General features: G+C 42.6%; 13 protein-coding genes. All 13 read right to left on the bottom strand.

The genetic code is table 11. The features are described 5' to 3' along the window. Positions 1-268: 268 nt before the first annotated feature. Positions 269-1096: an SDR family oxidoreductase gene (locus DSL64_RS01110; protein WP_115828791.1), complete on the bottom strand. Its 828-nt coding sequence runs from the start codon at positions 1094-1096 to the stop codon at positions 269-271. Beyond that, on the bottom strand, positions 1093-1305 hold the full coding sequence (locus DSL64_RS01105) for a hypothetical protein (RefSeq protein ID WP_199539311.1): 213 nt from the start codon (positions 1303-1305) through the stop codon (positions 1093-1095). The genes DSL64_RS01110 and DSL64_RS01105 overlap by 4 nt, the downstream gene beginning before the upstream one ends. Positions 1306-1493: 188 nt before the next feature. Then, complete coding sequence (dnaK, locus tag DSL64_RS01100) at positions 1494-3401, bottom strand: molecular chaperone DnaK (protein WP_115828790.1); 1908 nt, start codon at positions 3399-3401, stop codon at positions 1494-1496. A gap of 266 nt (positions 3402-3667) precedes the next feature. Continuing rightward, positions 3668-6187: a phosphocholine-specific phospholipase C gene (locus tag DSL64_RS01095; RefSeq protein ID WP_115828789.1), complete on the bottom strand. Its 2520-nt coding sequence runs from the start codon at positions 6185-6187 to the stop codon at positions 3668-3670. A 191-nt stretch (positions 6188-6378) separates the two neighbouring features. Beyond that, a complete protein-coding gene (locus tag DSL64_RS01090; RefSeq protein ID WP_115828788.1) occupies positions 6379-6993 on the bottom strand; it encodes a hypothetical protein in 615 nt (204 codons plus the stop codon). 100 nt (positions 6994-7093) lie between these two features. Then, positions 7094-7438, bottom strand: coding sequence for a 50S ribosomal protein L20 (gene rplT, locus DSL64_RS01085; RefSeq protein WP_115828787.1), 345 nt, complete (start codon positions 7436-7438; stop codon positions 7094-7096). Positions 7439-7543: 105 nt separating this feature from the next. Continuing rightward, entirely contained in the window at positions 7544-7738 is a 195-nt protein-coding gene (rpmI, locus tag DSL64_RS01080; protein WP_115828786.1) for a 50S ribosomal protein L35, read from the bottom strand. A gap of 134 nt (positions 7739-7872) precedes the next feature. Continuing rightward, the gene (gene infC / locus DSL64_RS01075) at positions 7873-8424 is read right to left on the bottom strand and encodes a translation initiation factor IF-3 (RefSeq protein ID WP_115828785.1); all 552 of its coding nucleotides are present in this window, start codon (positions 8422-8424) and stop codon (positions 7873-7875) included. Positions 8425-8539: 115 nt separating this feature from the next. Next, positions 8540-10483 carry a threonine--tRNA ligase gene (gene thrS, locus DSL64_RS01070; protein WP_115828784.1) on the bottom strand — a complete coding sequence of 648 codons (1944 nt, stop codon included), beginning with the start codon at positions 10481-10483 and terminating at the stop codon, positions 8540-8542. A gap of 122 nt (positions 10484-10605) precedes the next feature. Continuing rightward, complete coding sequence (locus tag DSL64_RS01065; RefSeq protein WP_147300311.1) at positions 10606-11814, bottom strand: tetratricopeptide repeat protein; 1209 nt, start codon at positions 11812-11814, stop codon at positions 10606-10608. Position 11815: 1 nt separating this feature from the next. Continuing rightward, entirely contained in the window at positions 11816-12703 is an 888-nt protein-coding gene (locus DSL64_RS01060; protein ID WP_115828782.1) for a class I SAM-dependent methyltransferase, read from the bottom strand. A 74-nt stretch (positions 12704-12777) separates the two neighbouring features. Further along, positions 12778-14298 (bottom strand): hypothetical protein, encoded by a 1521-nt coding sequence (locus DSL64_RS01055; protein ID WP_229216909.1) that lies wholly within the window; start codon positions 14296-14298, stop codon positions 12778-12780. A gap of 52 nt (positions 14299-14350) precedes the next feature. After that, entirely contained in the window at positions 14351-14758 is a 408-nt protein-coding gene (locus tag DSL64_RS01050) for an EVE domain-containing protein (RefSeq protein ID WP_115828780.1), read from the bottom strand. Positions 14759-14881: the final 123 nt, after the last annotated feature.

Here is a 14881-nt window from a genome sequence, read left to right as displayed (position 1 = left end):
TATCCTAGTTTAGAGTACCAATATCATGGCTTTTTGGAGTCAATTTCATGGTTTACCATGATAAAACCTAACATAAAAAATGCAGAAATTTGAGTGTTCAAAAAATAAGCGGTACACACACCATTATCACTTAAAAATTTGAAACCCTCCTCTTAATCCGCTCCCTTATTGTATATGACGCAATAAGGGGGACGGATAGAATTAAAAAGAAAGACATAAAAAAACGCATCAGATTTCTGACGCGTTTTAGATTTGCTCAATTCGAATGTCAACCGTTGTCCGCGAACTCAGGATACAAGGTCATTCCTCCATCAATATAAAGTGTTTCCCCATTTACGTAATCCGACTCATCAGAAGAAAGCCAGGCGACAGCCTTGGCTACGTCTTGTGGGGTACCTATTCGTTTATAAGGAATCAACTGCAATAAACTTTTGTATTTTTCTGGATCCGACCAAACTTCTTTATTGATGGTCGTTTTGATAGCTCCGGGGCTCACAGAATTAACCCGGATCTTATGCGGCGCCAGTTCCTGAGAAATAGATTTCATGAACATCATCACTCCACCCTTGGAAGCCGCATAATTAACATGGCCTGCCCACGGAATAATATCATGTACTGAACTCATCAGGACGATCTTACCAATGGAAAGTTCGCTGTGATCCAGAACATCAGCTTTGTTTTTCTCTTGTGCTACGAATTGCCTGGCTGCTTCCCGGCAGCATAAAAACTGACCAGTCAGGTTGACGTCAATTACTTTCTGCCATTCTTCCAATGTCATATCAAGGAACGCAGCGTCTTTCTGAAGACCGGCATTGCTGATCAGAATGTCAAGCTTCCCGTATTCATTAATGGTTTTATTGAACATGGCTTTCACTTCTTCCTCGCGGCTTACATCAGCCTTGACAAGAATTGCGGTGCCGCCAATTTTTTCAATCTCCTCCATTGTCTTCCTGCCTTCTTCCGCATTGGACGAATAGTTGACAACTACTTTGGCTCCAAGGCTGGCAAGATGAATGGCGCAGGCGCGTCCTATTCCGGAGCTGGATCCGGTCACAATGGCAACCTGATCCTTTAATCTCAAAAATGAATCACTCATATTATTTCCTCTATGGATTTAAGTTTTTTCCAAACTCTCCTGTTTACATTTTTAACGGCCCAGTTTTTCGCAATGAGAATAGCTTTCGAAACAGCTTCTCTGGGAGAAATGTTGTTTGTCTTGAGTAATTCCTGAGCGATGGCTACCGCCTTTTCTCTGGTAGTCGGAGACAGATACATCAATTCAGGCAATGCTAATTTTGCTTCCATACAATGAGTCGTTAAAAAATTTGGAGTTTTGAAGTGTTGATTTTCTTCCTGAGTTTAAAAAATTAATGCCAGTGTAAAGTTTTGATTATAGGTGACATTGTAACCGAAAATGTACCTGTTTTGCCACTGGCGGGTAAAAAAAATCCCCATCTAAAAAGCAGACGGGGATTTTTTTGAGATGATTTCCCTTATTTAACTTCTTCGAAGTTAACATCTGTAACATCTTCTGCACCGGCTCCTTCATTACCTGTCGGATTGCCTTGTGGGTTACCTGCAGGACCTTGCTGCCCTTCGCCACCCTGTGCATACATTTCCTGGCTTGATGCTTGCCATGCAGCGTTCAGCTTTTCCATCGCAGTATCAATTCCTGCAGCATCCTGAGTTGAATGAGCTGCTTTCAGTTCAGTCAGCGCTCCTTCGATAGCTGATTTGTTTCCTTCTGAAAGTTTATCTCCGAATTCTTTCAACTGTTTTTCAGTCGAGAAGATCAGGCTGTCAGCTGCATTGATTTTATCTATTTTTTCACGTTCTGCTTTATCAGCAGCTTCGTTCGCTTTCGCTTCTTCACGCATACGGTTGATTTCCGCATCTGTCAGTCCGCTTGAAGCTTCAATTCTGATTTTTTGCTCTTTACCAGTTCCTTTATCTTTCGCAGACACGTGAAGGATACCATTTGCATCTACATCAAAAGTAACTTCAATCTGAGGAGTACCACGTTGTGCTGGTGGAATATCAGACAGGTGGAAACGTCCCAAAGTACGGTTCTGGTTAGCCATCGGACGCTCACCCTGAAGGATGTGAATCTCAACAGATGGCTGATTATCCGCCGCAGTAGAGAATGTTTCTGTTTTTTTGGAAGGAATAGTTGTATTCGCTTCAATTAGTTTTGTAGAAACACCACCCAAAGTTTCGATACCTAATGAAAGAGGGATAACGTCAAGCAGAAGTACATCTTTTACTTCACCTGTCAATACACCACCCTGGATCGCTGCACCTACTGCAACTGCTTCGTCAGGGTTAACTCCTTTAGAAGGTTTCTTTCCAAAGAATTTCTCAACTTCTTCCTGCACACGTGGAATACGTGTAGAACCACCTACAAGAATAATTTCAGAAATATCGCTGTTTGAGTATCCTGCATTTTTCATGGCTCTTTTGCAAGGTTCCATCATGCGTTGGAACAAGCTGTCAGCCAATTGCTCGAATTTTGCTTTTGTAAGCGTACGAACAAGGTGCTTTGGAATACCGTCAACAGGGAATATATACGGTAGGTTGATTTCAGTCTGAGTTGAGCTTGAAAGTTCAACTTTAGCTTTTTCTGCAGCTTCCTTCAAACGTTGCAGAGCCATAGGATCTTTTCTAAGATCAACACCTTCGTCAGTTTTGAATTCGTCAGCAAGCCAGTTGATGATCACCTGGTCAAAGTCATCTCCACCAAGGTGCGTATCACCATCAGTTGATTTTACTTCGAAAACACCGTCACCTAATTCAAGGATTGAAATATCAAAAGTACCACCACCCAAGTCAAACACAGCGATTTTCATATCGATATGTTGCTTGTCAAGGCCATATGCCAAGGCAGCTGCAGTTGGCTCGTTGATGATACGTTTTACATCAAGACCTGCGATCTGACCAGCTTCTTTTGTAGCCTGACGTTCCGCATCATTAAAGTAAGCAGGAACTGTAATTACCGCTTCTGTTACTTCCTGTCCCAGATAGTCTTCAGCTGTTTGTCTCATTTTTTGCAAAATGAAAGCTGAAACTTCCTGTGGTGTATATAAACGATCTCCGATTGGAATACGTGGCGTGTTGTTAGGACCTTTCTCTACTGTGTATGCAATGGTTTGCATTTCACTATTAACGTCATCATATTTTTTACCCATGAAACGTTTGATAGAGCTAATCGTATGTTTGGGATTGGTGATTGCCTGACGTTTTGCAGGCGCACCTATCTTACGCTCGCCGTTATCCATAAAGGCAACTACGGACGGCGTAGTACGAGCACCTTCGCTATTTGCTATCACGACAGGTTCGTTACCTTCCATCACAGCCACACAAGAGTTCGTAGTTCCTAAGTCTATGCCAATAATTTTTCCCATTTTTTATTTATAATTTATGTTATGATTTTAATTCTTCTTTCATGTCAGATTCAATACATGCTTTCTGACTTTTGAAGAGTTTGCTAAAAAGCTCGTACCAAGACTTTATGAATTATTTATATATGACAAACTGTCATATTCGCCAAATGAAGAAGGTTTTGCTGAGATGAAGATTTTCATCAGCACAAATCAGATAACTGAGATTTGTAAAAACGAAAACTTTCAATCCGGCAAAACCTTTTTAGCTTCTAATAATGGCCTGTTTATCAGATAGTTTGACCCATGTATGGATCACTCTGACTTTCTTTTCCTGTTTCTACATGGCCGGTAAAACGAACAGTGTTTTTGTCATCACCTTCCGTACTGACGGTGAAGTCATACCAGTTAAAGTTTTTCTCCAGATTTAACAAAATAGTAGCATTGCTACCCGCCGCAATAGTTTTTGACTGTTGCAATGCCTTGTAAGCATTATCCGATATCTGAATTTTAACGGGCTCTGAAGACACATTTCTACATTTCAGGACTACATTTCCTGTCGCTTTTTTGTTTTTATCTAATTGGTATTCAGTAGATAATTTAATCCTCTTGTCGGAATTATCCCCCACAAACTCTCGCATGAATCCGTTCGGCCCGTACACTACGAGATGAAATTTCCCGTTTTCAAAATCACTCAGGTTCCAGGAATCAGATAGGGTATCTCCTGCTTTTACAGCATAATTTCTGACAAGAACTTTTTCTTCTTTTATTCCGTAGGCATAAATCATGAAAGGGGAGCCGGCAGACGCCTTGCCAAATATGCCATTTCCGACATGTAATTGAATCTCAAATGCATTTTTGGCAGAGTTTAGAGCACCTGTTGCGTACAGTTCATAGGGTATGGCTGTCGCAGGACGAGTCCCTTTTTCCTGGCGTGGCATCACAGATGATGCAAAAGGATCCTGATTGATCTGCGCGATTTCTGCTTCTGTCAGTACTTTGTAGTCATTCGGGAGCTTTTTGTATTGTGCGTTGTGGATGCTCTCCATAAATTCTGTTCGCTCCACGAACTTGGGAAGAGGAATGCTCTGGCCATTATAAGGTGTAAACGTTGAAGTCAAATCGCCACAGATTGTTCTTCTCCATTCACTAATATTGGTTTCTTTTATTTGCTTGCCTGACTTGTGGCTCACAAATTTTTCCAGAAACTGTAGAATGGAGGTATGGTCAAAAACTTCTGAACACACATTTCCACCCCGGTTCCATGGAGAGGCTATCACCAGAGGAACCCTATACCCAAGACCAATGGGGCTTTCGCGCGAATCTTTCTTCGGCTTTTTGGTCATATCCTGTTCTAAGGTCACGTATTCAACCTTGGTATCAATTCCCTCAGAAGTTTTACCGGTATCTTTCAGATAAGGGTTAGGAACAACGTATGGCGGAACGTGATCGAAATATCCATCATTTTCGTCGTAACAAAGAATGAAAATGGTTTTCTTCCAGACTTCCGGATTTTTAGTGAGAATGTCCATTACCTCTGAAACATACCAGGCTCCGTACCAGGGGGAGCTGGGGTGGTCAGAAAAATTCTGTGGTGCAACCAGCCAGGATACAGCAGGAAGTTTATCACTATTTACATCTGAGCGAAACTGGTGCAGCACGTCTCCCTGCGGAGCCAGTGCTTCATGAATTATATCGCCATCGTGGTAAGGAACGGTAGTGATAGTGCGGTAGTCGGGATCATTTTTATTCGTAGTGAAAGCCTTCTGGTGCAGATTTTTCTGTTTTTGTGTAAGCTTATCGAAATTTTCAGGACTCCACCTGATCACTTCTTCCTTCGCTATTTTAAACTGAGCACGCTTTTCATTCAAATTTTTAGTCAGTTTTGCAGTATCCTTTTCCGGGGCGTTTTTAATCTGACTTTCCAGATCTGCAATTTCTCCGGGCAAAGCGGCGATCCTGTTTTTCAGGTGTGTCTGATAGCCGGTATGAAAACGAACCTGGTACTGCGTAAACCATTCCATGGGGCTGTCTGTATAATTGGCCAGCCAGCTATCTTCTTCACCCTGGAATCCTGTGTCTATACTTAGCTCATTCTGATAAATGCGCCAGGAAATATTGTTCTCTTCAAGTCTTTCAGGAAATGTTTTCCAACTTGCTTCGTGATCCTCATTAACATTCTCATTGCGGATGTTAGCGTAAGAATCAGGGTTTGGCTTTTCTCTGACAGTACCTGTCCATAAATAAAGTCTGTTGGGCGTGGTGCCAGTCAGTGAGGAGCAATAGTTCTGATCGCATACAGTAAATGCGTCTGCCAGGGCATAATAGAAAGGAATATCTTCCCGGTTATAAAATCCTTGTGTTAAAGGCATTTTTTTATAATCCTTATGTCCTGCTTGTTTTGCGATAAGCCATTGATCATACTTTCCGTTGTTGCGCGCGTCCACCTGATTAGTCCAGGAATGGGGCAGGGATCCCATCCAGGTAGCACGGGATTCTTTCATATTAAGCCGGAAGGGAACGTGCGTTTCTCCAAACGCATTTGTTTGCATCCATACACGATTATTGTTAGGTAGCCGGATCGCCCTGGGATCATTGAATCCTCTCACACCTCTGAGCGAACCATAGCTGTGGTCGAATGAGCGGTTTTCCTGCATGAGTATCACTACATGCTCTGCGTCCATATAGGTAGAGCCGGGTGCAGGATTAATGGCAAGTGCTTTCTGAATAGATAGGGGCAGAGCATTAAATAAGCCCGCACTGCCAGTTAACAGTGCTGCTTTTTTTATAAAATCTCTTCTGGATTCCATGATGAATAATAATGGTAGTCTAATCAATACATTTCTCAGAGACAAATGTACTATCGGCTATTTTACGTGATTGTTAAATGATCTTCTGACCTGAGTAGCAAAGATCGCTTCTTAGCTGGATTTACTCAAAAAAAGGGCTGTTGCAAAATTTTCGCAACAGCCCTTTCCTTATTTCTAACCTGGAATTTCTTTTATTTTCCTCCAAACAATCCACCAAGTAAACCACCCAAATCCACACCACCTTGTTGCTGTTTGTCTTGGTCTGCACCTTTGGCACCACCACCCATGAGGCTACCGCCTACGCGGATAAGGTCGTTCATATCCAGTTTGCCATCGGCAAGTGCACTTCCTATTTGGTTAAAATCAAATCCTGATGAGCCCGATTGAGTTTGGTTGCCTCCCAGCAAGCCACCCAAAACGCTGTTGAAATCGAAGCTGGAATCATTAGGGTTGCCCACTTTACTGATCAGGCTGCCAATTACGCCGGGAAGTACAGATGAAACAATACCTCCTGCTGCGCTGTTACTCAATCCGAACTTTTGGACAATTGCACTGATAGCGTTGGTTGCAATGGAAGCTACGATCGGGTTGTTCATCAAACTCGATGCATTGGAACCACTATTGCCGGAAAGTAGTCCCATCAATCCCTGTATGTTGCCAGCCTGCGCCTGTTGCTGAAAGCCACCTGTAATTGAGCCAAGCAAGGTTTGCATTACTTCTGTATTCTGGGAATCGGGGACTGCAGGATTTTGTACAATGGCCTGTTGCGAGTTTTCCTTTATGAGGCCTAAAAGTTGGTCTAACATTGAAGTATCGTTTTTGTTATAATTGCGTTTGGACTACTACATATTATAAAAGTAACGAAACCTATGTGCAAAAAAAATCCCGCCGAAGCGGGATGCTGTTTTATTTTACCTGATCAACGATCGCCTTAAATGCGTCCGGATGGTTCATTGCCAAGTCGGCAAGTACTTTCCTGTTAAGCTCAATTCCTGCAGAATTAAGTTTGCCGATCAGAGCAGAGTAAGATAGTCCGTGAAGACGTGCACCAGCATTGATACGCTGAATCCACAAGGCACGGAAGTTACGCTTTTTCTGTTTACGGCCTTTGTATGCGTAAGCCAAACCGCGCTCTACAGCGTTCTTAGCAACTGTCCATACATTTTTGCGACGGCCGAAATAGCCTTTCGCTAATTTTAATACTTTTTTACGTCTTGCACGTGACGCAACGTGGTTCACTGAACGTGGCATAATTTAACTGTTTTTGATGGTCGGCGCTCTGTTGAGACTTTAAAGCCTTCTATCGGGTTGAACAAAAAACCTGAATGGTATTTGATTTTGTACTGGTTTCGGAAATTACTTTCCTAGCATTGCCAATACTTGCTTTTCATTAGACACATCTATAAGACCAGTTTTCACCAAACCACGCTTACGCTTGTTTGATTTCTTAGTCAGGATGTGGCTGTGGAACGCATGCTTGCGCTTAATTTTTCCTGTACCAGTCAGCGTAAAACGCTTCTTAGCACCAGAATTGGTTTTCATTTTAGGCATAATACAAATTGAAAAAATTGATAATAATAAAACAGCCTGCAAAATTAGTAATTTCCTGTTAAAACAAAAAATGCTCAGATGGATATAAAAATCCACCTGAGCATTTTGTATATCGTTTACTTACGCGTAGAAGATTATTTCTTGGCTGCAGCAGGGGCAAGAATGATAGTCATTCTCTTTCCTTCAAGCTTTGGCTCCATTTCCAGCTTTCCATACTCGGAAAGTGCTTCAGAGAATTTTTTCAAAAGGTTAACTCCACGTTCTTTGAACACGATCGTACGACCAACAAAGTGAACGTAAGCTTTTACCTTAGAACCCTCTTTCAGGAAGTTGATGGCATGTTTCAGCTTAAATTCGAAATCGTGATCATCAGTATTAGGTCCGAAACGAATCTCCTTGATGACAACTTTCATTGCCTTCGCCTTAATTTCCTTTTGCTTCTTCTTTTGCTCATACTTAAACTTCGAGTAATCGACAACCTTACATACAGGCGGAACTGCAGTAGGAGCGATTTCAACAAGATCAAGGTTCTGCGCTTTTGCAATAGCTTTCGCTGTAGCAATGTCTACAACGCCTGCTTCAATATTTTCACCTACAAGACGAACTTCTCTGGCGGTGATGCGATCATTTATTTTATAAGGTTCTTCGACAACTCTGAAACGTCCACTTGGGGGTCTTAATGCCATATAACTTGGGATTGGTGTTTTTTTGGGTTTTTTGGTTGAAAATCAAAAAAGTTAACATCGTCAGCACAAAAATAGTGCCTTCGAGGCGGAATAATAACAAAAAACGCTAAAATGATCAAATAATTTTTGCTGCTTCTTTGAAATAGGTCACAAATTCATCAACAGACATACTTCCCAGATCGCCTTCTCCTTTTCTGCGGATTGACAATTTGCCTTCTGCCATTTCCTTTTCACCTACAACAAGCATGAACGGAACTTTCGTAACTTCCGCATCTCTGATTTTTCGGCCGATTTTCTCATCCCGGTTATCTACAAATCCTCTGATGTCCTGATCCTGCAACTGCAAGAATACTTCCTCAGCATACTCAGCGTACTTTTCCGAAATAGGAAGAATTGCTATCTGATCCGGTGATAACCATAGCGGGAATTGTCCGGCGGTGTTTTCAATCAGAATTGCGATGAAACGTTCCATGGAGCCAAATGGTGCACGGTGAATCATTACAGGTCGGTGTTTCTGGTTATCAGAGCCGGTATATTCAAGGCTGAAACGTTGAGGTAGCTGATAATCAACCTGAATGGTTCCAAGTTGCCACTTTCTGCCCAATGCATCACGCACCATGAAGTCCAGTTTCGGGCCATAGAATGCAGCCTCACCCAATTCGGTCACTGTATTCAAACCTCTTTCGGCAGCAGCTTCGATGATTGCGCTTTCTGCTTTTTCCCAATCTTCGTCTTTACCAAAATATTTTTGCTTGTCGCTTGGGTCTCTCAATGAAATCTGAGCGCTGTAGTCTTCGAATCCAAGCGATTTGAAAACATGTAATACAAGATCAATTACACGGATAAATTCTTCTTTCACCTGATCGGGGCGGCAGAAAATATGCGCATCGTCCTGCGTAAAGCCGCGTACACGAGTCAACCCGTGCAACTCTCCGCTTTGCTCATATCTGTAAACAGTTCCAAACTCTGAGTAACGAATCGGAAGATCCTTGTAAGAGCGTGGAGAGGTTTTGTATATCTCAATGTGGTGAGGACAGTTCATCGGTTTGAGCATATACTCTTCGCCAATATTCGGAGTTTTAATGGGTTGGAACGAATCCTTGCCATATTTCTCCCAGTGCCCCGAGGTCACATATAAATCCTTGCTACCAATATGCGGAGTTACGACAGGTACATAACCAGCTCTGGATTGTGCCTTGCTCAAAAATGATTGCAAACGCTCACGTAGCATAGCACCTTTCGGCAGCCATAGTGGTAAGCCTTGACCCACTTTTTCCGAGAAAGCAAAAAGTTCAAGCTCTTTTCCAAGTCTGCGGTGATCACGTTTTTTGGCTTCCTCCATCATGGTCACATACTCTTCCAGCTCTTTCTGCTTTGGAAAAGTGATACCATAAATACGGGTAAGCATTTTGTTTTCCTGCTTGTTGCGCCAGTAAGCACCAGCAATATTGGTAAGCTTTACAGCCTTAATAATTCCTGTATTGGGAATATGCGGTCCGCGGCAAAGGTCTGTGAAGTTACCTTGTTCATACAGGGTGATAGAGCCATCTTCCAAACCGTCAATCAGTTCGAGTTTGTATTCATCACCTTTTTGAGTGAAAAATTCAATGGCTTCTGCTTTGCTGATTGGTTTACGAACATATTCATTTTTCTGGCGAGCCAGTTCAAGCATTTTCGCTTCGATCTTCGGGAAGTCATCCTGAGAAATGGATTGCTCTCCCAGATCAACATCATAGTAAAACCCTCTTTCCAATGAAGGTCCCGTTCCAAATTTGATACCCGGATACAAAGCTTCTAACGCCTCTGCCAATAAGTGGGCAGAAGAATGCCAGAACGTTGATTTTCCATCTTCATCGTTCCATGTGAGTAGTTTTACGAGTGAATCCTCCGTGATCTCACGTGTAGGATCCCAGACTTCACTATTCACTTTTGCTGCGATTACATTGCGCGCAAGACCTTCACTGATGCTTAATGCGACGCCCATAGCAGTGATACCCTTCGGGTAAAAACGTTCGCTACCATCGGGCAGGGTAATTTTAATTTGAGACTCGTCTTTCATTCAAAGGTGTACTATAAGCGTTATAATTACTCCGTGGTGTTATTCTTTTTTGCTCGTTTCGGGAATTTTTGTCTGTATCAGAGACTGAAAAGACAATCGTTCCAATACGATCATCTGCAAATCTATTGAATTTTAACCTTCCGAGAAGAATCTACAGGTATATTTATCGTTCTGCGGGGTTGAATCAGATCAAGTTTAACACGGGATGTGTCCAGGAAGCGGTAATTGTCCGACTCTTCCTGAACCCCATATTGTGACTCTCCGCTTTCATCTCTCTTCATTCTCCAAAGTCCGTTGTGAGCCGGGCGATCGTTAGGATCATTTGCGAGCGTTATGCCGTAGAATTCACGTGCCTTTGCAAAATCGCCTGTTTTTTCATAGCAGTAGGCAATCAGATTGTGGATCTGAGGATATTTGGGATCGACTTTCAGTAATTGACTTAAAGCCACAAGAGACCTGTTGTAATATCGGTTTTTCAATCCCAGATCAGCCATTTGCATGAGCGCCTCGCGGTATCTGGGATTAACAGTAATGGCCTTTTGGTAAAAAATCATAGCGGTGTCAGGTTTTGCCAAACCATCATAAATTTGCCCCCTTTCATAAAAGAGTTCTGCAACTTGCGGGAAACGCTGGATTGCTTTGTTGTTGATAGCCAGTGCCTGAGGTATATTTTGCAGCTTTCTGTTGATGACGATACTCTGCACATACGCCCGCAGCATTCTCGGATTATTTTTCATTGCATAATCCAGACTTACCAGGCTCGCCAGTGAATCACCTTGCTTTGCCTGTAACATTCCTTTTACATAATAGGCTGATGCATCATGAGGTGCAAGGCGCATGGCGTGATTGAGATACCGGCCTGCTTCTGCAAAACGTCCGTTGGCCTGTAGCAAATCGGAGAGCAAAACATACAGTTCTGGAGTTCCCTGCTGCAATACTTCTGCCCGTTCCGCATCTTCAAGTCCTGACTCCAGCTCGCCCAATTCGCGATATACTTTGCCCCTGAGCAGAAAATACTCGGCTACATTGTCCTGCTCTTCAATAGCGGCAGTAATGTCTTCCAGAGCCGGTTTATATTCTTCCTGTTCAAAATAAATGCGCGCCCGTTTAAAATAGTTGGCATCTAAATCAACTCCCCTGGAAATAAGATCAGACAGCGACTGAACGGCATCTTTTTCCCATTGAGCCCTGCTTTTTTTGACAACGGGGGGAATACGGGTATTGTTACGCGCATCGCTCTGGCATGATGCCAGAGCGATGCTCACGCCTAAAAATACGATTCCGATAATATGCTGCCAACGTCTGTCCCGCATGAAATTCCTATCTGTCAATTTAGATATTTTGGTCTGAAAAACGAGAGAATACACCCAATGGTAATTTTTTCCCAAATGAGTCAGGAATGAAAAGTTCGCCAAACTGGTGGTTAATCTGATCTCCAAAATGGGCCTTGATCAGGTTTTCGACAATTAGTGCAGAGAAGCCTAAGGAATAAAGATTGATGATAAAGAAAAAGTTTTCTTTCTTCAGCAATTGAGAGCACAATCTCAGAATTTCATTCAGATTTTCCTCCAGCAACCATTTTTCTCCATCCGGGCCGCGTCCGTATGCCGGTGGGTCAAGAATGATTCCGTTATACTGGTTGCCGCGTCTCACTTCGCGCTGCACAAATTTAAGCGCATCCTCAACCACCCAGCGAACGTTATTGAGTCCACTCAGCTCCATATTTTCTCTCGACCAGCTAATCACCTGTTTCACAGAATCCACATGGGTGACATCCGCACCGGACGCTCTTGCTGCCAATGACGCGATCCCAGTGTAGGCAAATAGATTCAGTACACCGGGTTTTTCTTCAGGGATAGCCTTTAATGCTTTGGAGATATAATCCCAATTGGTGGCCTGCTCGGGGAAAACACCAACGTGCTTGAAGGACGACAATGCAAGTTTCGCTCTCAAATGAAGTGAACCCGCCCTGTATTGAAAGGTCCATTTATCGGGCATGCCTTCCTTAGAAATCCACTGTCCTTTTTCCTGTGAATTTTTATCGCGCTTGAATGTAGCATGAGCACGATTCGCCCATTCCTGATCAGATAAGGATTTATCCCAGATGGCTTGTGGCTCAGGACGTGAAAGAATATACTGTCCAAAACGTTCCAGTTTTTCAAAACCTCCGGAATCTATAAGTTGGTAATCGGTATGCTGATCAGGCGATAGTAGAAGCACTTTTATAATGGTTAATGATCAATTGTTAATTGTAAATGTGGAACGACAGTCGTTCCTTTTGGCTCTCGCAATAGCTAGAACGCGATTTTGCTCAGATAGAACACATTTCGCCTTCCTCTGGTTTGCGGATCGCCGGCTGCGTTGACGATCCGTTGTTCGCCCCATGCAAGGTAATATTTGCCAAACCAGTAATCGATATCATCTGTACTGGTCTTTCGTACTTTATCTCCTTCAACGTTGGTGTCATTAGCAATCACCTTATTGTTGTCTACCACCTGGCTGCCTTTGATAATTTTACTTCTGATAGCACCCTGGTGGCTGTAAACCAATTGCGTATTACCATTGGCTTCCGACTGCACTTTAATCTTCTCACGAAGCTCCATGCTTTTTACATTGTCGAAGTTGATGCTGTTGTCCCAGAGTAATTTTCCGTTTTGATCCACATCGGCAAGAATGGCGTGGGTGTAGGTAAATCCGTCAAAAACCTGCTGATTGTAACCACGGCCTCCGTACATGGGATTCCAAAGGTAGGGATTATACAACCCCATTCCGAAAGGGTATCCCATCATACCTCCATAACCCAGCCCACCCATCATGTTGGGATTCTGATAACGGTATTCCGGATAGAAAACCTCAGCGACAAGAAGGAAGTTATCGCCTCTGGGTACAACGTCATGGACAAGTAATCGGTAGTTGAGTTTCACATCGTCACCACTTTCCTTCTTTTTACGAATGCGCCTTTCCATTTTTTCCTGTTGGCGTTCATTCATAAAATTAAAGAAATTTTTGAAGTCCGTGAAGCTGTGGTATTGTGTAAAGGCAATTTCATCATTGATGATTTTACTGATATACAAGCCCTGCGAAGCCGCGTTGGTAGAACTCTGCATATTCCTGTATCCGTAGGTACCGATCACCATACGAACTGAGTCATTGAGAACCTGGAGCCGTCCATTCAAAAGTGAAAAATCGTCTTCCGGATCGACAGAAACCTGAGCATACAACTCGCCGGTTTCTTCATAGGATTTTGCTACAATTTTGGTTTGTCTTCCTTTTTTTACCGCAAAACAGACATTAACCAAATGATTAACCGTATCCACTTCAACGGTCTGGATCGCATTGGATCCTTTAATGGCTGAAGGTAACACGCGTGTTTGTCCGGTTGTAAGAAGTGTATGCATCAGAACTGGTTCATTACGAACCATACCAGCCATAAAAACCGAGTAGCCCAAGGTTTTGAAATCAGTAATTTCAAAACGATCCAGCGTATTGATCATAAATGTTTCAACAAATCCGGGACCAATGTTTACTTTCACAATCTGATAGAGATTGCTTCGGTATTTACTGAACAGAAGAAAGACAGACTGTCCGTCATATGAAGCAGTAACGTAATCCAGATTGTCCTCAACGGGGCCATCTATTGACCAGATTCTGTCGAGATTACTGTCAAATTTTTGAACATTAAAAGTACCTCTGTCTGGTTTAGAAATCAGCAGAACACCTTTTTCACCTAAGGGCATAGCCTGATAAGCCGAATTATTGCCGGCAAGAGGTAATTCAATTCTTTTGACACTCTGAGCAAAAGCCGTTGTTGTCAAGAGAATTGATAAAAAAAGTAAAAGCTCTCCTGATCGGGAGCGAAAACCCTGGTTAGTCATGTGCCAGTTGCATGATAAAATCGTATTCCTCAGGTTTAACAGGTCCTACCGACAAGCGCGACAGACGTACAAGTGCCATGTCTTCAAAGCGTTTATCAGATTTGATCTGTTTTAATGTAACAGGCTTCGGGAATTTTTCAACCGGAACAAACTCCACAACCACCCATCTCGGATCGTCTGCAGTAGGGTCTGGGTAATGCTCTTTTGAAACTTTCGCTAATCCTACAATCTCTCTGCCTTCATTGCTATGGTAAAAAAGAGCAAGATCACCTTCTTTCATAGCGATCATATTGAGGCGGGCAGCATGATTGCGCACACCATCCCACATTGATTTTCCTTCTTTTACAAAATCGTCCCAGGAATAAGTATCTGGTTCAGATTTGATCAGCCAATAATTCATGTTGATATTAATAATATGAATGAAGAGTTATTATGGAAATTAAGAATGAAGAATTAAGAGTGAGGAATTACTATCAGAAGTTTGGATCTTCAAATAACTCTTCACTTTTAACTCTTCATTTTT

It is taken from the genome of Dyadobacter luteus (assembly GCF_003383615.1).
Taxonomy (GTDB): Bacteria; Bacteroidota; Bacteroidia; order Cytophagales; family Spirosomataceae; genus Dyadobacter; species Dyadobacter luteus.
This window is presented reverse-complemented; position numbering and strand designations above follow the sequence as displayed.